Below are 24,328 nucleotides of genomic sequence, written 5' to 3'. Positions count from 1 at the left end.
CGGGTTCAAGCCGCAGGACGCTCATACGCGTCCTCCTTCCTGGTGGGGTGCACCGCGCGCGAGTCGCGCGTGCGGTGATAGCCGGTGACGGCGAGAGCGAAGAGGGCGATCGCGAGAGGCACCGGCAGGACCTCGTAGAACGCGATCTGGACCAGCAGGACCAGCCCGGTGGCGTGCAGCCAGACGTCGGGCGACCTGCCGGACAGGGGCCGGGCGTGCCACCACACCGCGGCCATCGCGAAGACGAAGAGAGCCGCCCCCACGAAGCCCTGGGAGACCAGGATCGTCCAGAGCTGGCCGTGGGTCCCGATCGAGACGTCGTTGCTGTCGGCGAGCCCCTGGGAGGACTGCGGCGCGCCGTAGCCGAACAGCGGCGAGCGGGCGGCCAGCCGGAAGGACGCCTCGTACAGCGTCTCGCGGGTGCTCGTGTTGGCGTAGTCGAAGCGCGCCGTCACGATCCGGTTGACCTCGGGGACCAGCAGGTACAGCGCGCTCGCCAGCAGCGCGCAGCCCGACACCCCGGCGAGCACGTGCATGCGCCCGACCGCGGCCCGGCGCAGCAGCACGTAGCCGACGGCCACGCCGATGCTGATCCAGCAGCCGCGGTTGAGCGAGACCAGGATCGGCACCAACGACACGGTCAGCAGCGATCCCAGCACGAACCGCGCCCAGCGGCTCGGCGCGGTCAGCCAGGCGTGCACCGCGACCGGGGTCAGGATGCCGACCGCCGCGCCCCAGTCGTTGGTGTAGGCGAACAGCGGGCTGGGGCGAGGCACCCCGTAGAGCAGGTCGTACTCGGAGAACTCGGGGTGGGTCAGGGCGACCACGAAGGGGTCGTCGCTGCCGAGGGCGGCGAGGATCGCCTGCAGGGGGCTGGTGAACTCCAGGTTCGCGACGGCCACGCCGGGCAGCGCCAGCAGCACCGCACTCGCCCACAGCACCGTCAGCCAGCCGGTCACCCGCCAGGGCTCGAGGCCGCGGCGCAGTGCGTTCCAGACGAAGAGGGCGAAGACGGCGACGGCCGCGTAGAGCAGCAGGCGCAGCGTGTACGCCGCGGCGTAGCGCCAGGTGGTGAGCATCAGCGCGGACACCAGGACCCAGCCCATGAAGAGGCCCAGCGCCCCGTAGCCCGGGGGCAGCGCGAGCGTGCGGCGGTTGGCCACCAGCCAGGCCGCCACCGGCACCGCCAGCACCGGCCAGGCGGGGAGCTGCACCCCCAGCGCCCACCACAGCGGGTAGGCCACCAGCAGGGCGGCCAGCGGCAGCGCGGCGCGGTCGATGGCTCGCACGCGAGGGAAGACCGCAGTCATCGGGCACCGCTGCGGGTGGGCTCGACCGCGCGCAGCCGACGGGCGGGCACCCCGGCGTACACGCCGCCGGGCGGGCAGTCCCCGGAGACGACCGCGCCGGCGGCCACCACGCAGCCCTCGCCGATGCTGGCTCCCGGCAGCACGGTGACCCGGGCCCCGAGCCACACCCGGTCGCCGACGACGGTGGTGCGGTAGACGGCCTGCGCCGAGGCGGCGCCGTCCGGGCCGATCTCGTGCGTGGCGGTCAGCACCATCACCTGAGGCCCGAGCTGGCAGCGCTCGCCGATCTCGATGCGTCCCCGGGCGACGTCGAGGTAGCAGTCGTGGTTGACGAAGGTGCCGCGTCCGATGTGCAGGTCGCGACCGGTGATCCGGGTGCCGCTGAACACGTTGGCGGTCCGCACGTCCAGGCCCAGCGCCCGGTAGAGGGCCCAGCGCAGCGGCCGGGGCACCAGCCCGGAGCCCGCCAGCAGGTCGAGCACCAGGTGGCGCCAGGCGATGGCGAGGTCGAGGCGGACGGCGCGCACGATGCTCATCGCTGCACCCGCGAGCGCAGGCTGCGCCGCAGCGAGGAGCGCCGCAGCGGCCGCTCGCCGGCGAGCAGGTCGAGCTCACGGCCCAGCCGGGCCCGCGCGAGGTCGAGGTCCGACGCCTCGGAGACCTCCTGGCGGCCGCGGACGGGGCCGGCGCTGAGGAGGTCGTCGAGGACACGGTGGAAGCCGGCCTCGTCATCGGTGACCCGGACCTGACCGGCGCGCGCGGCGGCGGCGGCGAACCGGAGCTGGTGTGCGTCCACGTGCTCGCCCAGCGCGGGGTCGCGCGGGACGCACAGGGGCAGGTGGCCGTAGGCGCGGGCATCGAGGATCGTGCCCGGGCCCGCGTGGCACACGACGGCTCGGGCGACCAGCAGCAGGCGCTGGAGCTCGTGGTGGGGAAGGAAGTCGTGGCCCTCGGCGACGTGTGGGGCGTGGCTCGTCCCGTGCTGGACGACCACGTGGGTGTGCGGGGTGAGCCGTTCGGCTGCGGCGTCGGCCCACTGCACCAGCCGGTCGAAGCGATGGTGGTCGGTGCCGAGCAGGACCACGACGAGTCCGCTCACAGCAGCGGTCCTACCAGGCGGGCGTCGGGGTACAGGTCGAGCTGGCTGTCCCACTGCACGATGCGTCGCGTCGTGAACGGCCCGCACAGCCGGCCGGTCATCGTGGCGGAGTCCACCCGGTCGTAGACCTCGATGAACACGGTCGGGATCCGCAGCAGCCAGGCGAGCACGAAGAACGGCACCGCGACGCCCGCGCCGGCGCTGATCACGATGGCGGGGCGCTCACGCAGCAGCACCCGCGCGGCGAGCACGAGGTTGCGCAGCAGGTTGGGCAGGTTCCGCGTCGTCGGCGAGTGCGACACCACGAGCCGCTCGTCGGCCAGTCGGTCGCGCACATCCGGGGTGTCGGGGCACACCCACAGCCGCTCGCGCGGGGCCCACCAGGAACGCAGGGACAGCAGCTGGGCCAGGTGCCCGCCCTGGGTGCTGACCAGGAGCACCGGCCCGGTCAGCGGGGTGGTCGCCTCCGCGGCCGGGGTGCGCGCCGGGCTCGCCGGCGCGGCGACCGGACGCAGCAGGGTCTCGGTGAGGGTCATCAGTAGGCTCCCTTCGCCAGCAGGACCGCTCGCACGGTGCGCAGGCAGATGACCAGGTCGCCGGTGAGCGTCAGGTTGTCGGCGTAGTGCACGTCGAGGGCGACGGACTCCTCCCAGTCGAGGTCCGAGCGGCCGCTGATCTGCCACAGCCCGGTGATGCCGGGGCGGACCACCAGACGGCGGCGGGCCAGCTCGTCGTACTGGGCGACCTCGTGCGGCAGCGCCGGACGCGGACCCACCAGCGACATCTCGCCGCGCACGACGTTGAGCAGCTGAGGCAGCTCGTCGAGCGAGGAGCGCCGCAGCAGCCGCCCGATCCGGGTGATCCGAGGGTCGCGGCGGATCTTGAACAGCACCGCGTCGACCTCGTTCGCCTCCAGCAGCCCGTCGCGGAACTGCTCGGCTCCGACGTGCATGGTCCGCAGCTTGAAGATCGTGAAGGGTCGCCCGTAGCGCCCGATCCGGGTCTGGCGGAACAGCGCGGGGCCGGGGCTGTCGAGCCGGACGGCGAGGGCCAGGACGACCAGCAGGGGGGCCACCAGCGCCAGCAGCACCAGCCCGCCCACGCGATCGAGCAGGCACTTGGCGAGCCGGGCCCCGAGCCGGGGACGGGGCGGGCGGATCTCGAGCAGCGGCCGTCCCGCGACCTCCACCAGCCGCAGCCGGCGGCGTGCGGTGGGCTCGAGGCCGTCGAGGACGACCAGCGCGACCCCCAGCTCCTCCAGCGCCCACCCGAGGCGGCGCAGCTCGGAGCCCTCGAGGCCCGAGCCGGGAGCGAGCATCACCACGTCGATCGCGGTGGGGGCGGCGGCGTCGAGCAGGTCGACGACGCCCTGGGCGTGCGTGACCTCGGCGACGGCGGTCACCGACACCTCCTGGGGCGACCAGCGGCCCCGCACCCTGCCGAGGGCGTCGGCGTCCCCGACGACCAGCGCCCGGATCGGCCCGCCGCGCCGCTCGGCCGCCCAGCGCGCCGCGGCGCCCGCGCCGGCGAGCACGGCGCCGGCGAGCAGCGCCTGACGCAGGACCAGGGGGCTCAGCCCCACCCAGGCCGCGACCAGGCCGGCGCCGGCCGCCAGCAGCACGGCCGCCTCGAGCAGCTGACGAGGGGCGTACGCGCCGCCGATCGCCGGCCTCCCGGCCCGCAGGGCGCGCGCCAGCAGCCAGGCCACCGCGGTGCCGAGGACCACTGCGGAGGAGAGTCCCGCGACGAGCAGCGCCGCGGTCGCGGCGACCAGCGCCACGGCCTCGCCGGCGAGGGCGGCGTGGTCCCCGCGACGCGCCGGGGTGAAGCGCTCGGCGACCGGGGCGGGCGGCAACGCTTCGAGCGGCGGAACGAGATTGAGCGTGCCGTGCGACATCTGCCTTGCCTCCCCCATGCAAGCCGGTCGGTGTGGCCGGCGCTGAGGCCGCGGCGACACCTGAGAACACTGTCCACTTCTGTGAACACTGTTGTCAAACGACGGTGCGCGCAGGAGGTCACGGGGACCCGGACGTGATCCAGATCCCACACTGTGAGCGGGCGAGGAGGCAGCCGCGGCGCGGCTGGCAGTAGGGTGGCAGCGGCGCGCGCAGGCGCCGGACCCAGGTACAGCAGGTGCGAGAAGGAGAGACGTGACGGCCGGAAGTGTCACTGCGTCGACCTCGCCGGTGCCGTCCGACGACCCAGCCGAGCCCCGTGTGTCACGGCGCGAGCAGGTGCGCAGGCTGACCACCGAGGAGATCAAGGGCGCCGCTCGCGAGCAGCTGACCCTGCAGAGCGCCGGACAGCTCTCCCTGCGCGCGGTCGCCCGCGAGGTGGGCCTCGCCCCCTCCGCCATCTACCGCTACTTCAGCTCCCAGCAGGCGCTGGTCGCCGCGGTGGCGGCCGACGCCTACACCTCTGCGGCCGAGGCGCTGCGCGAGGCTCGCGACGGCGTCGCGTCCGACTCCGCCTGGGAGCGCTGCCGGGCGATGGGCATCGCCTACCGGGAGTGGGCCCTGGAGAACCGGGCCGAGTTCAACCTGATCTTCACCACCGACCACGCGTTCCTGCTCTCCGGCAGCGAGGTCGACACCGCCGCCGCGCTGCAGGACTTCTACGCCGTCCCGCTGCAGACACTGGTCGCCGCGACCCGGTCCGGTGAGCTGGACCCCACGCGGGCCCGCTTCGGCCACGAGCTGCACCTCAGCGACGCCCTGCAGCAGGTCCGCCGGCGGCTGGTCGACGACGCGGCCGAGCCCCTGGCCAGCGGCCCGGTGAGCCTGCTGCTGATGGTCTGGACGGCCCTGCACGGGTACGTCTCCCTCGAGATCACCGGCCAGCTCGGCTGGTTCTTCACCAACGTCGACGAGTGCTACCACGCGCACCTCGACACCGTCCTGGAGACGGCCGGGCTCCCGCGGCCCCCCGCCTCCTGAGCCCCGCTCCCTCCCGACTCAGCCCCAGCGCGGGCGCGGACCGCGCGGGAAGCCGAGCGCGGCCTGCACGCTCGCGAACAGGGCCGAGCGGGTGTCGCGCAGCACCTGGCCGCTCCGGTCGTCTCCCAGGCAGACCAGCCACTGGACCGCGTCGGTGTCGTAGCCGCCGACGGCGACGACCTCGCTGACCCCGGCCTCGCGCAGGTGTCGGCCCAGCGCGGGGTGGTCCGTGGTGGCGTGCAGCGAGCCTCCCTCGAGCGCGGCCTGCACCGACGGGGTGCGCAACGGGCGTACTCGCTGCGCCGTCGCCTGCAGGCGACGCGCGGCGGCCGGGTCGCCGGCCCCGTGGTCGCACGGGAGCACCAGGTCGCCCGCCACCGTGGCCAGCCACCAGGCGGTGCACCCGAACCTCGCCGCGGCGGTCTCGGCGACGTACCGCAGCCGCTCGCGGACCCCCACCTGGGTCATGTCGTCCAGAGCGCGCAGGGCCTCCTCCACGAAGGCGGCCGCGATCTCGGCCACGGACTCGGGGCCGGCGGGCAGCGACCTCGCCATCGCCCGCACGGCCTGCTCGAACGTCGACCCGGACCCGCGCAGCTGCACCGTGGCGAGGAGTCCGTCGGGACTGGGCAGTGAGAGCTGCAGGACGGTCTCCGGGCTCGCTTGTTCGCTCACCTGCAGACACCCCCCGCCTGCCAGTGTCGCGCGCCACTGCTCGACCCGCGTCCGGACGTCGAGTGTAGGCCCGCACGCCGCCGGGCGGCGGGTTAAATCTTGATCAGGAGTTGAACCGCTGCTGGGTCCGCTCCAGCCCCTCGGCGACCAGACACTCCACGGCGTCCGCCGCGTCCCCGATCTGGAAGGGGAGCTCCTTGCGCTCGACCTTGGAGTAGTCCGAGAGCACGAAGTCGGCCACGTCCTGGCGGCCTGGGGGACGACCGATCCCCGCGCGGATCCGGTAGAAGTCGCCGGTGCCCAGCGAGGCGCGCATGGACTTCAGCCCGTTGTGGCCGTTGTCGCCGCCACCGAGCTTGATGCGCAGGGTGCCGAAGGCGATGTCCAGCTCATCGTGGATGGCCACGATGTGGTCGGGTGCCACCTTGTAGAACTTGGCGAGCGTGGAGACCGGGCCGCCGACCTCGTTCATGTAGGAGCGCGGGCGGGCGAGCACCACCCGCGGCCCCTGGCTGCCGGGCGCGCCGAGTCGTCCCTCGACGACGTCGGCCCGGCCCGACTTGTGGGCCCGGAACGGCGAGCGCATCCGGGAGGCGAGCTCGTCGGTGACGAGGTAGCCGATGTTGTGCCGGTTGCCGGCATAGCCAGGGCCGGGATTGCCCAGGCCGACGACGAGCCACACCTCGGAGGCGGCCTCGCTCATCGGCTGAGGTCTCCCGGCCCTGGTCCGCGGGTCACTCGGAGTCGGTGTCCTCGGCGGGCGCCTCGGCAGCGTCGTCCTTCTCGTCCTTCTCGATGCCGGCCTCGGCCTCGGCCTCCTCGAGCTCGGCCTCGACCTGCTCGGTGGTCTGGGCCTGGGTGACGTTGACGATCAGCGTCTCGGGGTCGGTGACCAGGCTCGCGCCCTTGGGCAGCACCAGCTCGGCCGCGGTGAACTGCGTGCCGGCCGTGGCACCCTCGATCGAGACCTCGATGAAGTCGGGGAGGTGGGTGGCCTCCGCCTCGAGCTGCACGGTCGCGTTCTCGGTCACGACCAGCGTCTCGCGGGCCGCGTCGCCGACGACGTGCACGGGGACGTCGACGGTGACCTTCTCGCCACGGACCACGGCGACGAAGTCGACGTGCTCGAGGAAGCCCTTGATCGGGTCGCGCTGGACCTCCTTGGCCAGGGCCAGGTGGATCTCGCCGTCGAGGTCGAGCTCGACGAGGGCGTTGGCGCCACCGTTCTTCAGGGCCAGCATCGTGCTGTGGCCCGGCAGGATCACGTGCACCGGCTCGTTGCCGTGGCCGTAGATGACCGCGGGCACCTTGGCGCTGCGACGGATGCGTCGAGCGGCGCCCTTGCCGAACTCGGTACGGGCTTCAGCGGTGATCTTCTCGGCAGACATGCTCAGGACTCCTCGTGCGTGGGGGGTGGTGCGAAGGATTGTCAGGTCGGTCGTCGGCTGCGAGGGGTGGAGCGCGAAAAACGCCGCGCGATCGAGTCAGCGCGGCGCACCGGAGAGGTCCTGCCAGCCCTGTCGATCACGGAGCCGGCGTCCAGGTGGACGCCCTCCCTCGCCGAGGCAACCGCAGAAGTCTAGCCCCGGCCGTCGCGAGTGGTCGAATCGTCGCGCTCAGGCGTGGCCGTCGAACATCGAGGTGACCGAGCCGTCCTCGAAGACCTCGCGGATCGCGCGCGCCAGCAGCGGTGCGATGGAGAGGACGGTGAGCTTGTCGAAGTGCCGGTCCTCCGCGATCGGGAGGGTGTTGGTCACGATCACCTCGACCGCCGCGCTGTTCTTGAGCCGGTCGACGGCGGGGTCGGAGAGGATCGCGTGCGTGGCGGCGATGATCACGCCCGCCGCCCCCTCGGCCATCAGCGCGTCCGCGGCCTTCACGATCGTGCCGCCGGTGTCGATCATGTCGTCGACCAGCACGCACATCCGGCCCTTGACCTCGCCCACCACCCGGTTCGCGACCGTCTCGTTGGGGCGGTCGGTGCGGCGGGTCTTGTGGATGAAGGCCAGCGGCGCACCGCCGAGGCGAGCCGACCAGCGCTCGGCGACCTTGATCCGCCCGGCGTCGGGCGAGACGACCGCGAGCTGGCCGCGCCCGTACTTCTCGCGCACGTAGTCGGCCAGGATCGGCAGCGCCATCAGGTGGTCGACCGGGCCGTCGAAGAAGCCCTGGATCTGGTCGGCGTGCAGGTCGACGGTGATCAGCCGGTCGGCGCCGGCGGTCTTGAAGAGGTCCGCGATCAGGCGGGCCGAGATCGGCTCGCGGCCGCGGTGCTTCTTGTCCTGGCGGGCGTAGCCGTAGAAGGGCAGGACGACCGTGATCTCCTTGGCGGAGGCGCGCTTGAGCGCGTCCACCATGATCAGGTGCTCCATGATCCACTCGTTGACCGGAGCGGTGTGGCTCTGGATCACGAACGCGTCGGAGCCGCGCACGGACTCCTCGTAGCGCACGTAAAGCTCGGAGTTGGCGAAGCCGTACATCGAGGACGGGACGAGGCCGGTCCCGATCAGCTCGGCCACCTCCTCGGCGAGGGCGGGGTGTGCCCGGCCGCTGAAGACCATCAAGTTCTTCTCGGTGCTCAGCTTCATACCGCTCACGTCACGCCGCTCCCTGTGTCATCGCGCTCTTGTCCCCGCCCCCCATCCTCCCTCACAGCGGGTAGGGCTCCCAAACTGTGACGCCGCCATCTGGGACGATGCTCGTCACATCTCGTCGGGTGTGCTCTCCTGCGAGGCTGCGGCGGCGGCCTCGGCCTGGGCGGTGCCCGGGCGACGGCGCTGGGTCCAGCCGGTGACCACGCGCAGCGGGCCCGCCGAGACCCCCAGCGCCCCGGCCGGGACGTCGCCGCGGACCACGGTCCCGGCGCCGGTCCCGGCGCCGTCCCCGATCCGCACCGGCGCGACGAACGTGTTGTTGGAGCCGGTCTTGGCGTGGCGTCCGACCACCGTGCGGTGCTTGGCCACCCCGTCGTAGTTCGCGAAGATCGTGCCGGCCCCGATGTTGGTGCCCTCGCCGATCTCGGCGTCGCCGACGTAGGACAGGTGCGGGACCTTCGCACCCTCGCCGATGGCGACGTTCTTGGTCTCCACGAAGGCCCCGATCTTGCCCTCGCTGCCCAGCGTCGTCCCGGGCCGCAGGTAGGAGAAGGGGCCGACGGTGGCACCGGCGCCCACCACGGCCAGCTCACCGTGGGTGCGTACGACGCGGGCACCGGCACCCACCTCGCAGTCCTTGAGGGTGGTGTCGGGGCCGACGACGGCGTCCTCGCCGACCACGGTGGCCCCGAGCAGCTGGGTGCCGGGCAGGAGCGTGACGTCCTCGGCGAGCACCACGTCGGCGTCGATCCAGGTGGTGTCGGGGTCCATCACGGTGACGCCGTCGAGCATCCAGCGGGTGACGATGCGACGGTTCATCTCCCGTCCCAGGGCCGCCAGCTGGGCCCGGTCGTTGGCGCCCTCGGTCTGGCGGACGTCGTCGATCTGCCAGGCCCCGACGTTGAGCCCGGCGTCGCGGGCGATCCGCACCGCGTCGGTGAGGTAGTACTCCCCCTTGACGTTGTCGTTGCCGATCGCGGCGAGCGCCTCGACGAGGAACTCCGCGTCGAAGGCGAGGATGCCGGAGTTGATCTCGCGGATGTCGCGCTGCTCGGGGGTGGCGTCCTTCTCCTCGACGATGGCCTCCACGTCGCCCTCGGCGTTGCGGACCACCCGTCCGTAGCCGAACGGGTCGGGGACCACGCCGGACAGGATGCTGACCGCGCGCTGGGCCGCCTCGTGGTCCGCGGCGAACGCGCGCAGGCTCTCGCCGGTGAGCATCGGGGTGTCGCCGGCGGTCACGATGACCGTCCCGGTGACCGGGCCCTCGAGCGCGGCCATCGCCGCCCGGACGGCGTGCCCGGTGCCCTCCTGGGTCTCCTGGACCGCGAGCACCGCCTCGGGCAGGAGCTCGCGGATGTGGCGGCCCACCTGCTCGCGCTGATGGCCCACGACGGCCACCACGCGGTCGGGCTGCACGCCGGCCACGGCGGTCAGGACATGGCCGATCATGCTGCGCCCGGAGACCGGATGAAGGACCTTCATGGTCTTGGACTTCATCCGGGTGCCGCCGCCGGCGGCCAGAACGATGACGGTGAGGTTATCCACGCTCCCCGGGTAGGAGTCGAACCTACGTCGCTAGTCCTGATTCAAAGTCAGGCGGGCCCTGCCGGCAGACCAACCGGGGATCGATCCCCTGAGGGATAGGATCCACACCTTACTGTCGCCGGGCCCCACGGCTACTGTCGCCTCCGTGGACCTGCCCGTGATGCCGCCCGTCGCGCCGATGCTCGCCAAGTCCGTGCGCGGGATCCCCGACCCGGCCCGATACGGGGTCGGCGACGTGCCGGGCCTGGCGTTCGAGCCCAAGTGGGACGGCTTCCGGTGCCTGGTGTTCCGCGACGGAGACGAGGTCGAGCTGGCCTCGCGCAACACCAAGCCGCTGACCCGCTACTTCCCGGAGATCGTCGCCGCCGTGCGGGCCCAGCTGCCCGAGCGCTGCGTGCTCGACGGGGAGCTGTTCGTGGCCGTGGACAGCCCTGAGGCCCCCGGCGGGAACCGGCTCGAGTTCGAGGTCCTCCAGGAGCGCATCCATCCGGCCGCCTCCCGGATCAGCACACTCGCGGAGCGGACGCCGGCCAGCTTCGTGGCCTTCGACCTGCTGGCGCTGGGCGACACGTCGTACCTGGACCGGCCCTTCGCCGAGCGCCGCGCCGTCCTGGCGCAGGCCCTCGCGCACCTGGACGGCACCGGCCCCTGCCACCTGACCCGGATCACCGAGGACCCGGGGCTCGCCGAGGAGTGGTTCACCCAGTTCGAGGGCGCCGGGCTGGACGGGGTGGTCGCCAAGCCCCTCGGCGCGCCGTACCAGCAGAACGCGCGCACGATGCTCAAGGTCAAGCACGAGCGCACCGCCGACGTGGTGGTCGCCGGCTACCGCCTGCACAAGACCTCCACGCCGCAGCGGCCGCTGCTCGGCTCCCTGCTGCTCGGCCTGTACGACGAGGGCACGCTGCAGCACATCGGGGTGGCCGCGTCCTTCACCGCGAAGCGGCGCGCGGAGCTGGTCGAGGAGCTGGCGCCGCTGGTCTGCCCGGCCGAGGAGCACCCCTGGGGCGGGTGGATCCAGGCCGGCGGCGCGATCGCCAACCCCGACCGGGTGCCCGGCACCCAGTCGCGCTGGAGCGCCGGCAAGGACCTCTCCTTCGTCCCCCTGCGCCCGGTGCTGGTGCTCGAGGTGGGCTACGACCACATGGAGGGCCGCCGGCTGCGCCACACCGCGCAGTTCAAGAGGTGGCGCAGCGACCGCGACCCCGAGTCGTGCGGGTATGCGCAATTGGACGAGCCGGTGCGCTACGACCTGAGTAGGATCCTCGACGTCAGCTGACCCGATCTCAGGAGGCACCCCCACGATGGCCGAACCGACCGCGACCTACAACGTGGTGTTGCTGGTGGAGCAGGCGCTCTCGGCCGCCGACGCCGCCCAGGTGACCTCGCTGCACCAGGCTCTGGACGAGCCGGTCCGCTACCACGTGCTGCTTCCCGTGGAGGACGCCGCCGGACGGGTGGAGGCCTCGATGGGCACCCTGGGCGCCGGCGACATGCTGGGCACCCCGGGCATGGTGCTCAGCGACGTCGACCTCGACGAGGTCCGGCGCGAGTGCCTGGAGACCTCCGAGGCCGCCCTGGTCGACACGGTCGCCGCGCTCCGGACCGTCGGCGCCGACGCCGTCGGCGAGGTCGTCACCCAGGCGCCGGTCGAGGCCCTGGCCGCCAAGGTCAAGGCCGTGGACGGCCGCGAGGCGATCATCCTGACCCGCCCGCACGTGGTCGCGGAGTTCTTCCACGTCGACTGGAGCTCGCGGGCCCGGCGCCACCTCGGCGTGCCGGTGCTGCACCTGCTTGAGCACGAGAGCTTCGACGAGCAGGCCGGCGGCGGCGAGGGCGTGACCGGGGTATGACCCGCCCGGGTCTCGGCACCGCCCTGACCGCGCTCACCGGCCTCACCGCTCTGGCCGTCTCGGGCTGCGGAGGGGACGGGGGCTCCGCAGTGGCGTCCGGCGACGGCTACTCCGTGGCCCGGGCGCTCGCCGAGGTCCCGGCCGCGGCCCACGGCGAGGACGAGGGCACCACCCTGGTGCGCACGGGCGACCTGGCCGCGGCCACCGAGCTCGCGGGCCTGGAGCGCCCCGACGGCTTCGACGCCGGGGAGATCTCCGCCTGGCTCATGCCGCTCACCGGGCTGCGCCCCGAGGACTCCTCGGCCCCCCTCGTGCACGTGCCGATGCCCGAGTCGATGTGGCAGTCCACCGAGAGCGCCGAGGAGTACGACGCGGAGCTGGGCTGGTCGGTCCTCGACGTGGACGTGTTCGTCGAGGAGGCCGGCGCGCCGAGCACGTTCCTGATGGTCTCTGGCGCGCTCGACGAGGACAGCCTGGCCGAGGACCTCACCGAGGTCTCCGACGGCATCGTCAGTGCCGGGGACGGCGAGGACATGGAGATGGACATCGAGAGCCGCACCGTGGCCCGTCCGCTCGGGATGCCCCTGCGGATGGCCGCCGACGGCGACCGGCTCGCGGCCTCGCCGCGGACGTCGTTCGTCGAGCAGTGGCTGGCCGGGCCCAAGGAGTCGCTCGCCGACGACGAGGCGCTGCTGGCAGTGGCCGAGGCGCTGGACGCCGCGGACGTGGTCTCCGCCGTGCTCAGCCCGGGCGACTCCCTGGACGCCGGATCGTCTGGCGCCGAGGGCCTGGACCAGGCGTTCGACGCCGTCGGCATCGGCTGGGGCGTCCAGGACGACGCCGCCCTGGTCACCGTGGCGTACCACTTCGAGTCCGAGGAGGACGCCGAGGCCGCCGTCGGGGAGCTCGAGGAGCTGTTCACCGACGGCACCTCGCTCAAGACCCGCTCCCCGCTCAGCGACGTGGTGAGCCTCGAGGACGTGGCGGCCGACGGCGCGGTGACCACGGTGTCGCTGACGATGGCCGGCGAGCACCATCCCGCCGCCGTGGAGCACATGCTGGTGGAGGGCGACACGCCCTTCCGGCACGGCTGAGGGCCGCCGCCCTCACTCGACCCGGTTGCCCTCGGCGTCCCAGTGCGCGGCGACCTTCTTGCTCGGCTGGACCCGGGGCGGCTCGCCGGGCATCTTGGGGTAGTCCGGCGGGTAGTTGAGCTCGACCGCGCCCTGCTCCTCCCACAGGCCCAGCAGCGGGTCGAGGGAGAACGCGCGGTCGTCGATCGTGGCCCACGGGTCGCCCTGGGCGGCGAGGCGCTCCGGCACGGTGAGCAGGTTGAAGTCGCGCGGGTCCTCCACCTCGGCCAGCTCCTCCCAGGTCACCGGCGTGGAGACCGGCGCCCCGGGCAGCGGACGCAGCGAGTACGCCGAGGCGATCGTGCGGTCGCGGCTGTTCTGGTTGTAGTCGACGAAGATCCGCTCGCCGCGCTCCTCCTTCCACCAGGCGGTGGTGACGCCGGGGTCGCGGCGCTCCAGCTCGCGGCCCAGGCCGATCGCGGCGTGCCGGACATCGACGAAGTCCCAGCGCGGCTCGATGCGCACGAAGATGTGGATCCCGCGGTTGCCGGAGGTCTTGGCGAAGCCGACGATGCCGAGCTCCTCGAGCAGCGCGCGGGCCCGGCCGGCCACCCGCACGGCGTCCGCGAACGTGGTGCCGGGCTGCGGGTCGAGGTCGATGCGCAGCTCGTCGGGGTGGTCCACGTCGGCGCGTCGTACCGGCCAGGGGTGGAAGGTCAGCGTGCCCATCTGCGCGCACCAGACCGGGACCGCGATCTCGGTCGGACAGATCTCGGCGGCCCGGCGTCCCGAGGGGAACGCGATCTCGACGGACTCGACGTAGTCGGGTGCGCCCTTGGCGATCCGCTTCTGGTAGAACGCCTCAGCGTCCTTGTCCTGCGGCCCGGTCGCCAGCCGGAAGCCCTCGCGCACCCCGGAGGGCCACCGCTCCAGCGCGGTCGGGCGATCGCGCAGCGCGCGCATCAGCCCGTCCTCGACCGCGGCGAAGTACTGCGCCACCCTGAGCTTGGTGATCTCCGGGGTGCGCTCGGTGGCCGGGTAGATCACCCGGTCCGGACTCGACACGCGCACCGCGCGTCCACCGGCGTCGACCTCGGCTGCAGGGGGCTTCACCATGGGCACACGCTAGCGGGGGCTCCCCCCACGCCTGCTGTTCTCGAGCGCGGCGTGCTCGAGGATCGAGTTGGGCGAGAACACCGGACGCCGGTCGGCCTGCTCGCGCCCGGCGCGGACGAACTCGAAGCCGCCGGTGGTCACCAGCGCCCACGTGGCGACCGGGCCCGGCTGGCCCAGCACCGCCGCGTCCACCGCGTCGTACGCCGCGAGCAGGGCCTGCGCGCAGGTCAGGTGCGTGGGCGGGAAGTGGAAGGCGTTGCGCGCCGCCTCGTTTTCGGAGCCGAGGAACGCCACCGGGCGGCCGAGCCCGGCACCGCAGATCCCGCAGACCCGGCTCAGCGCGCACTGGGTGACCCGGCGCTGGTCGAGGTCGCGGGCCGAGGCCGGCTCGCCGGCCTCGCCGGTGCCGCAGGCGAACGGCACCGGCGTGGCGAGCTCGGGGTCGACCGCGAGCTCGGAGAAGGGACGCGGGGCGGGATCCATCAGTCGGCGTCCCCACGCCGCGAGCCGCGCCGCGACCAGCCGCCGAGCTCGGTGCGCCGCGGCGGGCGCTCGGCGTCGGAGCGACGCCGCCGGTCGCGGGCGCCCTCGTCGGAGGTGTCGCTGCGCTCGGGCGGGGCGGGGTCGTCGCTGCTGGTCATGTGGTTGGGCAGGGAAAGCTTCATGATCGTGCGCAGCGCCTGGCCGTACTGGCGGTGCAGCGGACCGGTCGTGTAGGGGATGTCGTACTTGTCGCACAGCGCCCGGACCCGCTCGGAGATCTGCGCGTAGCGGTTGCTGGGCAGGTCCGGGAACAGGTGGTGCTCGATCTGGTAGCCGAGGTTGCCCGACGCGATGTGCAGCAGCGGGCCGCCCTCGAAGTTGGCGGCGCCCAGGATCTGGCGCAGGTACCACTCCGCACGGGTCTCGTCCTGGATCTCCTCCTCGGTGAAGTGCAGCGCACCGTCGGGGAAGTGCCCGCAGAAGATGATCATGTAGGACCACAGGTTGCGGGCCAGGTTGGCGGTCGCGTTCGCGGTCATCGTGGCGCGCCAGTCCGGCCCGCCCAGCGCCGGGTAGACGACGTAGTCCTTGGCGATCTGACCGCGGATCTTGCGCCCGATCTGGAGCAGCTGCCGCTTCATCTCCTTCGGGTCCTTCTCGCCCTTGCGGATCCGCTCCAGGTCGAGGTCGTGCAGGGCCACGCCCCACTGGAAGAGCGTGGCGAGCAGCGCGTTGTAGACCGGCTGGCCCAGGTAGTAGGGGTGCCACTTCTGCTCGCGCGCCATCCGCAGGATGCCGTAGCCGATGTCGTTGTCGTAGCCGAGCACGTTGGTGAACTGGTGGTGGATGTAGTTGTGCGAGTGCTTCCACTGCTCGGCGGGCTGGGCGGTGTCCCACTCCCAGTTGCTGGAGTGGATCTCCGGGTCGTTCATCCAGTCCCACTGGCCGTGCATGACGTTGTGGCCGATCTCCATGTTCTCCAGGATCTTGGCCAGCCCGAGCATCGCGGTGCCGGCGACCCACGCGGGCCTGCGCACCCGGGGCAGGCCGGCCGTCCTCGACCAGGCGCTGGCGACCAGCGCCACCCGGCCGCCGGCGGCGAGGCCGCGCTGGATGCGGATCATCCGGTTGATGTACGCCGCGTCGGCGGCGCCGCGCGACTCCTCGATCTCGGCACGGATCGCGTCGAGCTCGCGGCCGATCTGCTCGACCTCGTCCTCGCTGAGGTGCGTGTACTCCTTGACGTCCGCGATGGCCACGGAACCTCCTAGATGTCGAGTGTGCAGTCGCCGACGGCAGCCGTGACGCAGGTCTGCACCGGCTCGTTGGGCTGGTTGAACTCGTCGCCGTTGCGCAGGTCCTTCACGGTGCCCGAGACGAGCGTGAGCGTGCAGGTGTGACAGATCCCCATCCGGCAGCCGTAGGGCATGCCGACGCCGGCCTGCTCGCCGGCCTCGAGGATGGTGGTGGCCCCGTCCACCTCGGTGGACTTGTGGGAGTTGCGGAAGGTGATCGTGCCGCCCTCTCCCCCGTCGCCGCCGAGGTCGAGCGAGAAGCGCTCCAGGTGCAGTCGGTCGGCCACCCCCGCGGCCTCCCAGTGCTTCTCGGCCGCGTCCAGCATCGGGCCGGGCCCGCAGGCCCAGGTCTCCCGCTCGCGCCAGTCGGGGCAGATCCGGTCCAGGTCGGCCTCGAGGTCCAGCATCCCGTCCAGGTCGGTGTGCAGCGGGTGCAGGGTGAGCCCCTGGTGCGTGCGGGCCAGCGCGTCGAGCTCGTCGCGGAAGATCATCCGCTCCGGGGTGGGCGAGGAGTAGTGCATGACGACGTCGGGCATCGTGCCGCGCCGGTCCAGGGTCCGCAGCATCGCCATCACCGGCGTGACGCCGCTGCCCCCGACCAGGAAGAGCATCTTGGCCGGCGGCGGTTCGGGCAGCACGAAGTCGCCCTCGGGCAGGGCGAGGCGGACGATGGTCCCCGGCTCCAGGCCGCCGACGAGGTGGCTGGAGAGCAGCCCCTCGGGCATCGCCCGGACGGTGATCGCGATCGTCCTGCCCGAGCGCGCGGGCGCCGAGCTCACCGAGTAGGAGCGCCACTGGAAGCGCCCGTCCACCTGCACGCCGATCCCGACGTACTGCCCGGGGCGGTGGTCGTAGCGCCAGCCCCAGCCCGGGCGGATCACCAGCGTGGCGGCGTCCTCGGTCTCGGGGATGACCTCCTCGACGCGCCCGCGCAGCTCGCGCGCCGACCACAGCGGGTTGACCAGCGAGAGGTAGTCGTCGGGGTGCAGGGGCGTGGTCAGGCGCGAGCCCACCGATCGGACCCGCTCCCATTTCACCGGCCGCACCCGCGGCGTGGACAGTGCCATTGCGTCAGTGAACAGGTGTAGACCCAACTGGTCAAGACACTGTTCACACTTCTCGCCCGGTACGGTGGGCGTCATGGCTTACCAGGTGCACAAGACCGACGAGCAGTGGCGGGCCGAGCTCTCCCCCGAGGAGTACGCGGTGCTCCGCCAGGCGGGCACGGAGCGGCCGTTCACCGGCGAGTACAACGACACCGACACCACGGGTGTCTACCGGTGCAAGGCGTGCCGCGCCGAGCTCTTCCGCTCCGACACGAAGTTCCACTCCGGGTGCGGCTGGCCGTCGTTCTACCAGCCGATCAGCGACACGATCGAGTACATCGAGGACACCTCGCACGGCATGAAGCGGGTCGAGGTGCGCTGCACCAACTGCGGCTCGCACCTGGGCCACGTCTTCCCCGACGGGCACGGCACGCCGACCGGCGACCGCTACTGCATCAACTCCGTGGCGCTCACGCTGGAGCCGAAGCAGTAGCCAGCCCGCCGGGTCAGGGCAGGGTGTCGAGCAGCTCGCCGACCTCGGTGCGGGCGCCGGTGTAGAACGGCACCTCCTCGCGGACGTGGCGGCGCGCCTCGGAGCCGCGCAGGTGGCGCATCAGGTCCACGATCCGGTAGAGCTCGTCGGCCTCGAAGGCGAGCATCCACTCATAGTCGCCGAGCGCGAAGCTGGACACGGTGTTGGCGCGCACGTCGACGTAGTCGCGCGCCATCCGGCCGTGGTCGGCGAGCATCCGGCGGCGCTCGGAGTCCTCGAGCAGGTACCACTCGTAGGAGCGCACGAACGGGTAGACGCACAGGTGCTTCTTGGGCTCCTCGTTGGAGAGGAACGCCGGCACGTGGGACTTGTTGAACTCGGCCGGGCGGTGCAGCGCCATCTGCGACCAGACCGGGGAGAGGCGGCTGCCGAACGCGGTGCGGCGGAACCGCTTGTAGGCGTCCTGGAGCTGCTCGGAGGTCTCGGCGTGCCACCAGATCATCAGGTCGGCGTCGGCGCGCAGGCCGCTCACGTCGTACACGCCGCGCACCACCACGCCGTCGGCGTCGAGCGCCTTGAAGAGCTGCTCGACCTCGGTGGCCTCGCTCGCGCGGTCGGCGTCGCCGAGCACGCGATCGAGCTTGAAGACCGACCACATCGTGTAGCGGATGGAGTCGTTGATCTCGCGAACCCGGGCAGCGTTGGACGTCATGGATCCATTGTGCCGCTGCCCGGGCGCGGCCCGATCCCGGGGTCGGAGTCGGCGGGTCAGGCAGTGAGGGCGGCGGCGGCGCGGCGGGCGGAGGCGACGACGGCGGCGATGCCCACTCCGTCGTACGCCGCGCCGCAGACGACCAGCCGCGGCCCGATCTCGCGGGCGATGTCGGCGCGGATGCGTGCCACGCGGTCGAGGTGGCCCACCGCGTACTGCGGCAGCCCGCCGCCCCAGCGCTGGACGTGGGTGTCGACCGGCACGGCGCGGATCCCGGCCGCCTCGGCGAGGTCCTCGAGCGAGACCCGCACCAGCTCCTCGTCGGGCACCTGCAGCGACGCCTCCTCGCGGTGGCGGCCGATGGAGGTCCGCAGCATGACCAGGTCCGCGCCGCCCGGTCCGGCACCGCGGCCGGCCTCGCGGACCCACGACCACTTGTTGGCCGAGAACGTCGAGGCCTTGATCCGGCGGCCGTCCCGGGGCGGGACCAGGAAGCCCGAGCCGGCCAGCTCGGGCAGGTCGTCGGCGCGGAACGCGAAGGTGACCACCGCCATCGAGGCGTACTCGATCCCGGCCAGCTCGCTCGCCGCGGCCGGCGCCAGGCCGGCCAGCAGCCGGGCGGTCGGTGCTGCGGGCGTGGCGAGCACGACGTCGGTGGCGCGCACCGTGCGCGGGGCCGTCGTCGGCCCGGTGAGGAGCTCGAAGCCGTCGGCGGTGCGCCGCAGCTCGCGCACCGGCGCGTCGAGCTCGACGGCGAAGTCGCCGGAGGCGGCCAGCGCCTCGGTGAGCTGCCCCATCCCGCCGGGGATGCCGGCGAAGACCGGGCCGCCCGAGGGGGGCGGCATCGCCGCGGCCGCCTCCAGCAGCGAGCCGCGGCCCAGCAGCGAGACCAGCATCGGCACGGTGGCCCGAGCCGAGAGGGCACGCGCGTCGCCGGCGTAGACCCCGCCGAGCAGCGGCTCCACCAGCTGGTCGACCACCTCGTCGCCGAGGCGGGCCGCGACCAGCTCGCCGACCGAGACGTCCTGGTCGTCGCCCAGCCGGGTGGGGGGCAGCGAGGGCTCCTCGCGGACCCGGGCCAGCCCGGCCGCCGAGAGCACCCCGGACGCCTCGAGCTGGGGCAGGTCCATCGGCACGCCCATCAGCGAGCGGGGCATCGGGCGCAGCGCCCCGTAGGTCCACACCTGTGAGGAGGCGCCGGTGGGGTGCTCGATCGGCAGCCCCAGCTCGCGGGCCAGCCCGACCGCCTCGGGGCGGCGGTTGAGCATCGCCTCGGCGCCGACGTCGACGACGACTCCCCCGACCGCGGTGCGGCGGATCTTGCCGCCGGCGCGACCCGCGCCCTCGAGCACCCGCACCTCGTGGCCGGCGTCCGCGAGGGCTCGTGCTGCGCAGAGCCCCGCGAGGCCGCCGCCGACGACTGTCACCTGTCGTGTTGTGCTCACGGCTCCAATCTCTCAGACCCCGCGAGCCGCGCTCAGACCGGGCTCGGCGCCTGCTCGGCGGCGCTCATCCGGTCGCGCCCAGCACGTCACCGGCCGGTACGGCGTGCAGCCGGGTGAAGCCGCTGCGGTGGAACACCAGCGGCGAGCGGTGACCCAGGTCCGCGATCGCGTGCAGGTGCAGCAGCACCAGGACGTGGTCGCCCGCCTCGATCTCGCGGTGGATGCTGCACTCGAAGGAGGCGACGGCATCCGAGACCAGCACCGCTCCCCCGTCGCGCACGCCCAGGGCGAGCCCGTCGAAGCGGCTCGCGGCCGGTCCGGCGAGCTGGCGGCACACCCCTGCGTGGTGGTCGGCCAGCACGCTGACCCCCAGCCGCGTCGCGCGGCGCAGCACCGGCCACGTCGAGCTGGTCCGGGCGATCGAGAAGGACACCAGGGCCGGCTCCAGCGACACGGAGGTGAACGAGCTCGCGGCCATCCCGACGTGGGCGCCGTCCACCTCGGCCGCGACCGCGACGACGCCGCTGGGGAACGCCCCGAACGCGCGTCGCAGCGCCACCGGGTCCAGACGCGAGGCGCTCACGAGGCGGCCGACCTGGAGCCGAACGGCACCGAGGCGCGGTACGTCGACGGCGTGGGGTGCTGCCACAGCCCGCGCTGGGCGAGCACCGGCAGCACTCCCTCACCGAAGGCGTAGGACTCCTCCAGGTGGGGGTAGCCGGAGAGCACGAACTCGTCGATGCCCAGCGCGTGGTACTCCTCGATGCGGTCGGCCACCTCCTCGTGGCTGCCCACCAGCGCGGTGCCGGCGCCGCCGCGGACCAGCCCGACGCCGGCCCAGACGTTGGGGTAGATCTCGAGGTCGTCGCGACTGCCGCGGTTGAGCTCGAGCATCCGGCGCTGGCCCTCGGACTCGCTGCGCGCCAGCCCGGCCTGGACCGTGCGGATGGTCTCGTCGTCGATGCCGGCCAGCAGCCGGTCGGCCTCGGCCCAGGCCAGGTCGGAGGTGTCGCGGGTGATCGTGTGCATCCGGATGCCGAAGCGGAGCTCGCGGCCCTGCTCGGCGGCGAGCTTGCGGATCCAGGCGATCTTCTCGGCCACCGCGGCGGGCGGCTCGCCCCAGGTCAGGTAGACGTCGGCGTGCTTGGCCGCCACCTCCCCCGCGGCCGGGGAGGAGCCGCCGAAGTAGATCGCGGGCACCGGGTCGGGCAGCTGGGCCAGCGCGGCGCCCTCCACCCGCAGGTGCTCGCCGGCGAAGTCCACGGTCTCCCCCGCCCAGAGCCGACGCACCACCTCGAGGAACTCCCCGCACCGGGCGTAGCGGGCCTCCTTGTCGAGGAAGTCGCCGTAGGCGCGCTGCTCCTGGCTCTCCCCGCCGGTGACCACGTTGAGCAGCAGCCGCCCGCCGGACAGGTTCTGGAACGTCGCGGCCATCTGCGCGGCCAGCGTCGGCGAGGTGAGGCCCGGACGGAAGGCGACCAGGAACTTCAGCCGCTCCGAGACCGAGCTGAGCATGGCGGTGGACAGCCACGCGTCCTCGCACCAGGCGCCGGTCGGGGTCAGTGCCGCCTCGAAGCCGAGCTGCTCGGCGCTGCGGGCGACCTGCCCGAGGTAGGGGACGGAGGCCGGCCGGCCGGCCGGTCCGGCAGCGACGCCGTGGCCGCCGCCGACCACGAAGCGGCCGTCACCTCCGTTGGTGGGGAGGAACCAGTGGAAAGTGAGCGTCATTGTCGTCCTCTTCGTCGATGCGGGTTCTGCGATGCCGGGATGCGGGTGGATGCGGCTCAGAGCTGGCCGTGGCTGGGCGGCAGGGTGCCGTCCACGACGTAGCGGCCGAGGTGCTGGACCTTCCAGGCGGCCGGGTCGTGCAGGGTGTGGGTGCGGGCGTTGCGCCAGTGCCGGTTGAGGTTCAGGCTGTCCAGCGCCGAGCGGGTCCCGGCGACCTCGAACAACCGGCTGGACACCTCGACCGAGGCGGACGTGCTGAGCGCGCGGGCGGCGGCCACCGCCAGGCTGGCCTGGCCGGCCGACTCCGCGCTCAGCGCCGCGTTCGCCCGGTCCACGGCGCGGCCGGCCTCGGCGAGTACCGCCTCGGCCGCGCGCACCGCGACCTCCATCTGGCCCAGCGCGTGCACGACCAGGGGGTCCTCGGCGGCGCGCTCGACGCCGGCGTCGGGGTAGGGGCGGCTCTTGGTGCGCACGAACAGCGCCGCCTCGTCGACGGCCGCGCGGGCGATGCCCACGTCGAGCGCGGCGTGCAGCAGCTGAGCGAAGGCGCCGAACGTCTGCGGTCCGGTGAAGGTCAGGTGGTACGGCGTGATCCGGGCCGCGTCGACGGCCACGGACTCCAGGCGCACCGTGCCGCTGGCCGTGGTGCGCTGGCCCATCCCGTTCCAGTCGTCGACGACGCTCACGCCGGGGGCGGTCCGCTCCACCCAGGCCACGTGCAAGGGCCCGTCCACGTCCAGGTGGGCCAGGACCGGGATCCAGTCGGCGAAGAGGGCGCCGGTGCTGTAGCCCTTGACGCCGTCGAGCACCCAGCTCCCGTCGCCCGCGGGGCTCAGCGTGGTCCGGATGTCGCGCACGTGCTTGGTGCCGACCTCGGACTGGGCGTTGCCGAACCGCTTGCCGGCGAGCACCTCGGCGAAGAAGAACGCCTGCTGCGCCGGCGTCCCCTGGTGGCGCAGCACGTTGACGTAGACGAAGTGGCTGTGCGGGATCTGCGCGACGCTGGGGTCGCCGGCGGCGAGCAGGCGGAAGACCTCGGCGAGGGTCTCGGCGTCGAGGTCCGCCCCACCGTGGGCGGCGGGGACGGTGCTCGCCAGCAGGCCGCTGGCCGAGAGCAGGTCGAGCTCCGCGGCGGGCAGCACCCGCTCGGCGTCGCGACGCGCCGCGTCCGCGGCGAGCATCCCACCGAGATCGGCGGCCACCCGGATCGCCTCGTCGGCGCTGAGCACGGGCACCCGACCCGTGGGCTCCGCGATCGAGGCTGGACGGGCCTGCGTGGCCGTGTGCGGGGACCCTGAGGGACACATGGTTTCTCCTTGGACTGCAGGGCGGTTTTGTCTAGCAAGTTACTCGACTTTATATGCTGACTGAACAAAACTGCTCGACGGGCGCGCCGCAGGCAAGGAGAAAGGCGCCAGCCGTTGACGAGGGGGGTGCAGGCTCTGCCTCTCACCTCCGGCATCGGCGGCTCCCGTCCCGCCCGCTCCGCCCGCACCCCCGAGAGGCCACATGCGCACCGAACAGCTGGAGTACCTCACCGCCGTGACCCGGCACGGCTCGCTGCGCCGTACCAGCGAGCAGCTGCACATCTCCCAGCCCGCGCTGAGCGAGGCCCTGCGCAACCTCGAGCGCGAGCTGGGGGTCAGCCTGCTGGACCGCAGCCGCAGCGGCACCCGGATCAGCCGCCGGGGCAGGGACCTGCTGCCGCAGATCGCGGAGGTGATGGAGGCCGTCCAGCGGCTGCGCACCGCGGCCGGCGACCAGAGCCAGGCGGCCCGCCTGGTCCGGGTCGGCACGGTCAGCGCGGCCACCTCGACACTGCTGGTGCCGGCGGTGCGGGCGCTGGCGCAGAGCCGGCCGGGCACCACCGTCGAGATCGTGAACCTGCAGCAGGAGGAGATCCACCGCCAGCTCGCCGAGGGGGCTCTCGACCTGGGCCTGGTGAACCTGCTGGACGGCGACGACGCACCGGCCGACCTGCGCTGCGCGCGGCTGCTGCAGGGACGCCCGGCGCTGGTCTGCCGGGCGGACCACCGGCTCGCCGCCCAGGAGGTGGTCACCCTCGAGGACCTGCGCACCGAGAGCTTCGTGGCGATGCGCGCGGGCTACCTGATGCACCGCTTCGTGCACCGGGTGCTGGGCCCGCGGATGCCGCCGATCGCGTCGAGCACCGACGGCGCGGAGATGGGCAAGCTGATGGTCGCCGAGGGGCTCGGCGTGACCGTGCTGCCCGACTACAGCGTGGCCGGCGACCCGCTCGTGGTGGCGGGCGTGCTCACCCACCGTCCGCTCGAGGACGCCACCGGCGTCGACCTGGTGCTGCTCGAGCGCCCCCAGGACCCGGCCCCACCCGCCGTCGAGGAGCTGCGCTCACTGCTGGTGGCCCACGCCCGCGACTACCGCTCGAGCAGCGCCTGAAGGTTCTCCAGCGACGTCTCGAGCATCGAGGCCGGGACGATCGGGAACGTCAGCTTGTCGCGCAGCTTGGGATGCAGGTCCGTCCAGTCGCAGTACGACGTGACGCGGGTGCCGCCCTCGGCCAGCGGCTCGAGCTCGTAGCCGTAGACGTGCCCGATCGGGGTGCGGCCCTCGGCGCCCACGCTCCACTCCAGGAGCCGGTCGGGCACGATCCGGGTGACGGTGTTGACGACCGTGTAGCGCCCCATCGGCAGGTCGCCCAGCGGCTCGCGGTCCATGTCCATGGTGAAGCTGTCGCCGACGGCCGCGAGCCGGGCGGCCGCCGAGGTCGCCACGAGCATCCCGGAGCCGTCGATGCGGACGTGACCCTGCGGGTCGGCGATCTCGTCGAACACCGCCGCCGCCGGAGCCCCGATATCCCGGGTCACCGAGATCCGGCGCGGCTCCGCCCCGGTCGCTGCCTCGCCCTGCTCCGGCGCCTCGGACCCGCTGTGCTGCGTCATG

General features: G+C 73.1%; 26 protein-coding genes and 1 tRNA gene. 6 read left to right on the top strand and 21 right to left on the bottom strand.

Annotated elements, in window-relative coordinates; translation table 11 throughout:
- Window positions 1–5: 5 nt before the first annotated feature.
- Genes AC6EH9_RS05135 through AC6EH9_RS05115 form a run of 5 tightly spaced genes read right to left on the bottom strand, consistent with a single transcriptional unit; the run spans window position 6 to window position 4,306 of the window.
- A complete protein-coding gene (locus AC6EH9_RS05135) occupies window positions 6–1,310 on the bottom strand; it encodes an O-antigen ligase family protein (RefSeq protein ID WP_498421201.1) in 1,305 nt (434 codons plus the stop codon).
- Entirely contained in the window at window positions 1,307–1,846 is a 540-nt protein-coding gene (locus AC6EH9_RS05130) for an acyltransferase (protein WP_498421199.1), read from the bottom strand. Before AC6EH9_RS05130 ends, AC6EH9_RS05135 begins: the two co-directional genes overlap by 4 nt.
- A complete protein-coding gene (locus AC6EH9_RS05125; protein WP_498421198.1) occupies window positions 1,843–2,409 on the bottom strand; it encodes a glycosyltransferase in 567 nt (188 codons plus the stop codon). The genes AC6EH9_RS05130 and AC6EH9_RS05125 overlap by 4 nt, the downstream gene beginning before the upstream one ends.
- Window positions 2,406–2,945 carry a UDP-N-acetylglucosamine--LPS N-acetylglucosamine transferase gene (locus tag AC6EH9_RS05120; RefSeq protein ID WP_498421196.1) on the bottom strand — a complete coding sequence of 180 codons (540 nt, stop codon included), beginning with the start codon at window positions 2,943–2,945 and terminating at the stop codon, window positions 2,406–2,408. The genes AC6EH9_RS05125 and AC6EH9_RS05120 overlap by 4 nt, the downstream gene beginning before the upstream one ends.
- A complete protein-coding gene (locus AC6EH9_RS05115) occupies window positions 2,945–4,306 on the bottom strand; it encodes an exopolysaccharide biosynthesis polyprenyl glycosylphosphotransferase (protein WP_498421194.1) in 1,362 nt (453 codons plus the stop codon). Before AC6EH9_RS05115 ends, AC6EH9_RS05120 begins: the two co-directional genes overlap by 1 nt.
- A 253-nt stretch (window positions 4,307–4,559) precedes the next feature.
- Here AC6EH9_RS05115 and AC6EH9_RS05110 point away from each other — a divergent pair, with 253 nt between their 5' ends.
- On the top strand, window positions 4,560–5,345 hold the full coding sequence (locus tag AC6EH9_RS05110) for a TetR/AcrR family transcriptional regulator (RefSeq protein ID WP_498421192.1): 786 nt from the start codon (window positions 4,560–4,562) through the stop codon (window positions 5,343–5,345).
- Between the two features lie 18 nt (window positions 5,346–5,363).
- Here the strand turns inward: AC6EH9_RS05110 and AC6EH9_RS05105 are convergent, their stop codons facing one another.
- The 6 genes from AC6EH9_RS05105 to AC6EH9_RS05080 form a co-directional block, all read right to left on the bottom strand.
- A complete protein-coding gene (locus AC6EH9_RS05105; RefSeq protein WP_498421191.1) occupies window positions 5,364–6,020 on the bottom strand; it encodes a hypothetical protein in 657 nt (218 codons plus the stop codon).
- 103 nt (window positions 6,021–6,123) lie between these two features.
- The gene (gene pth / locus AC6EH9_RS05100; RefSeq protein WP_498421189.1) at window positions 6,124–6,723 is read right to left on the bottom strand and encodes an aminoacyl-tRNA hydrolase; all 600 of its coding nucleotides are present in this window, start codon (window positions 6,721–6,723) and stop codon (window positions 6,124–6,126) included.
- 31 nt (window positions 6,724–6,754) lie between these two features.
- Complete coding sequence (locus AC6EH9_RS05095; protein WP_498421188.1) at window positions 6,755–7,408, bottom strand: 50S ribosomal protein L25/general stress protein Ctc; 654 nt, start codon at window positions 7,406–7,408, stop codon at window positions 6,755–6,757.
- A gap of 228 nt (window positions 7,409–7,636) precedes the next feature.
- Window positions 7,637–8,617 carry a ribose-phosphate diphosphokinase gene (locus AC6EH9_RS05090; RefSeq protein WP_498421186.1) on the bottom strand — a complete coding sequence of 327 codons (981 nt, stop codon included), beginning with the start codon at window positions 8,615–8,617 and terminating at the stop codon, window positions 7,637–7,639.
- 105 nt (window positions 8,618–8,722) lie between these two features.
- Entirely contained in the window at window positions 8,723–10,162 is a 1,440-nt protein-coding gene (gene glmU, locus AC6EH9_RS05085; RefSeq protein WP_498421184.1) for a bifunctional UDP-N-acetylglucosamine diphosphorylase/glucosamine-1-phosphate N-acetyltransferase GlmU, read from the bottom strand.
- A 1-nt stretch (window position 10,163) separates the two neighbouring features.
- A tRNA-Gln gene (locus tag AC6EH9_RS05080) sits at window positions 10,164–10,242 on the bottom strand.
- 65 nt (window positions 10,243–10,307) lie between these two features.
- Between AC6EH9_RS05080 and AC6EH9_RS05075 the strand changes: the two genes are divergently transcribed.
- The 3 genes from AC6EH9_RS05075 to AC6EH9_RS05065 are packed head-to-tail and all read left to right on the top strand — an operon-like array spanning window position 10,308 to window position 13,109.
- Window positions 10,308–11,441, top strand: coding sequence for an ATP-dependent DNA ligase (locus AC6EH9_RS05075; RefSeq protein WP_498421182.1), 1,134 nt, complete (start codon window positions 10,308–10,310; stop codon window positions 11,439–11,441).
- 25 nt (window positions 11,442–11,466) lie between these two features.
- Complete coding sequence (locus tag AC6EH9_RS05070; protein WP_498421180.1) at window positions 11,467–12,015, top strand: hypothetical protein; 549 nt, start codon at window positions 11,467–11,469, stop codon at window positions 12,013–12,015.
- Complete coding sequence (locus tag AC6EH9_RS05065) at window positions 12,012–13,109, top strand: hypothetical protein (protein WP_498421178.1); 1,098 nt, start codon at window positions 12,012–12,014, stop codon at window positions 13,107–13,109. The genes AC6EH9_RS05070 and AC6EH9_RS05065 overlap by 4 nt, the downstream gene beginning before the upstream one ends.
- Before the next feature lie 12 nt (window positions 13,110–13,121).
- On the opposite strand, the gene AC6EH9_RS05060 is transcribed toward AC6EH9_RS05065, so the two are convergent.
- From AC6EH9_RS05060 to AC6EH9_RS05045, 4 genes are read right to left on the bottom strand one after another with little or no spacing between them, the layout of a single operon-like run.
- Window positions 13,122–14,204, bottom strand: a complete 1,083-nt coding sequence (locus tag AC6EH9_RS05060) for a DNA polymerase domain-containing protein (RefSeq protein ID WP_498421175.1) — start codon at window positions 14,202–14,204, stop codon at window positions 13,122–13,124.
- 9 nt (window positions 14,205–14,213) lie between these two features.
- Window positions 14,214–14,687, bottom strand: a complete 474-nt coding sequence (locus tag AC6EH9_RS05055; RefSeq protein WP_498421173.1) for a hypothetical protein — start codon at window positions 14,685–14,687, stop codon at window positions 14,214–14,216.
- The gene (locus tag AC6EH9_RS05050; protein WP_498421171.1) at window positions 14,687–15,946 is read right to left on the bottom strand and encodes a fatty acid desaturase family protein; all 1,260 of its coding nucleotides are present in this window, start codon (window positions 15,944–15,946) and stop codon (window positions 14,687–14,689) included. The genes AC6EH9_RS05055 and AC6EH9_RS05050 overlap by 1 nt, the downstream gene beginning before the upstream one ends.
- Window positions 15,947–15,954: 8 nt before the next feature.
- On the bottom strand, window positions 15,955–17,049 hold the full coding sequence (locus AC6EH9_RS05045; RefSeq protein WP_498421169.1) for a ferredoxin reductase: 1,095 nt from the start codon (window positions 17,047–17,049) through the stop codon (window positions 15,955–15,957).
- Between the two features lie 73 nt (window positions 17,050–17,122).
- Here AC6EH9_RS05045 and msrB point away from each other — a divergent pair, with 73 nt between their 5' ends.
- Window positions 17,123–17,521, top strand: coding sequence for a peptide-methionine (R)-S-oxide reductase MsrB (gene msrB, locus AC6EH9_RS05040; protein ID WP_498421168.1), 399 nt, complete (start codon window positions 17,123–17,125; stop codon window positions 17,519–17,521).
- A 13-nt stretch (window positions 17,522–17,534) separates the two neighbouring features.
- On the opposite strand, the gene hemQ is transcribed toward msrB, so the two are convergent.
- The 5 genes from hemQ to AC6EH9_RS05015 form a co-directional block, all read right to left on the bottom strand.
- Window positions 17,535–18,233, bottom strand: coding sequence for a hydrogen peroxide-dependent heme synthase (gene hemQ, locus AC6EH9_RS05035; protein WP_498421165.1), 699 nt, complete (start codon window positions 18,231–18,233; stop codon window positions 17,535–17,537).
- 56 nt (window positions 18,234–18,289) lie between these two features.
- Window positions 18,290–19,678 carry a protoporphyrinogen oxidase gene (gene hemG / locus AC6EH9_RS05030; protein ID WP_498421163.1) on the bottom strand — a complete coding sequence of 463 codons (1,389 nt, stop codon included), beginning with the start codon at window positions 19,676–19,678 and terminating at the stop codon, window positions 18,290–18,292.
- 64 nt (window positions 19,679–19,742) lie between these two features.
- A complete protein-coding gene (locus AC6EH9_RS05025; protein ID WP_498421161.1) occupies window positions 19,743–20,261 on the bottom strand; it encodes a flavin reductase family protein in 519 nt (172 codons plus the stop codon).
- Window positions 20,258–21,406 (bottom strand): LLM class flavin-dependent oxidoreductase, encoded by a 1,149-nt coding sequence (locus AC6EH9_RS05020; RefSeq protein WP_498421160.1) that lies wholly within the window; start codon window positions 21,404–21,406, stop codon window positions 20,258–20,260. The genes AC6EH9_RS05025 and AC6EH9_RS05020 overlap by 4 nt, the downstream gene beginning before the upstream one ends.
- A gap of 56 nt (window positions 21,407–21,462) precedes the next feature.
- Complete coding sequence (locus AC6EH9_RS05015; protein ID WP_498421159.1) at window positions 21,463–22,713, bottom strand: SfnB family sulfur acquisition oxidoreductase; 1,251 nt, start codon at window positions 22,711–22,713, stop codon at window positions 21,463–21,465.
- A 202-nt stretch (window positions 22,714–22,915) separates the two neighbouring features.
- Here AC6EH9_RS05015 and AC6EH9_RS05010 point away from each other — a divergent pair, with 202 nt between their 5' ends.
- Window positions 22,916–23,824: a LysR family transcriptional regulator gene (locus AC6EH9_RS05010; RefSeq protein WP_498421157.1), complete on the top strand. Its 909-nt coding sequence runs from the start codon at window positions 22,916–22,918 to the stop codon at window positions 23,822–23,824.
- Here AC6EH9_RS05010 and AC6EH9_RS05005 read toward each other — a convergent pair.
- Window positions 23,803–24,327, bottom strand: a complete 525-nt coding sequence (locus AC6EH9_RS05005; RefSeq protein WP_498421154.1) for an SRPBCC family protein — start codon at window positions 24,325–24,327, stop codon at window positions 23,803–23,805. The genes AC6EH9_RS05010 and AC6EH9_RS05005 overlap by 22 nt on opposite strands.
- Window position 24,328 lies beyond the last annotated feature (1 nt).

The organism is Nocardioides sp. Z21_20 (genome assembly GCF_059766585.1).
This window is presented reverse-complemented; position numbering and strand designations above follow the sequence as displayed.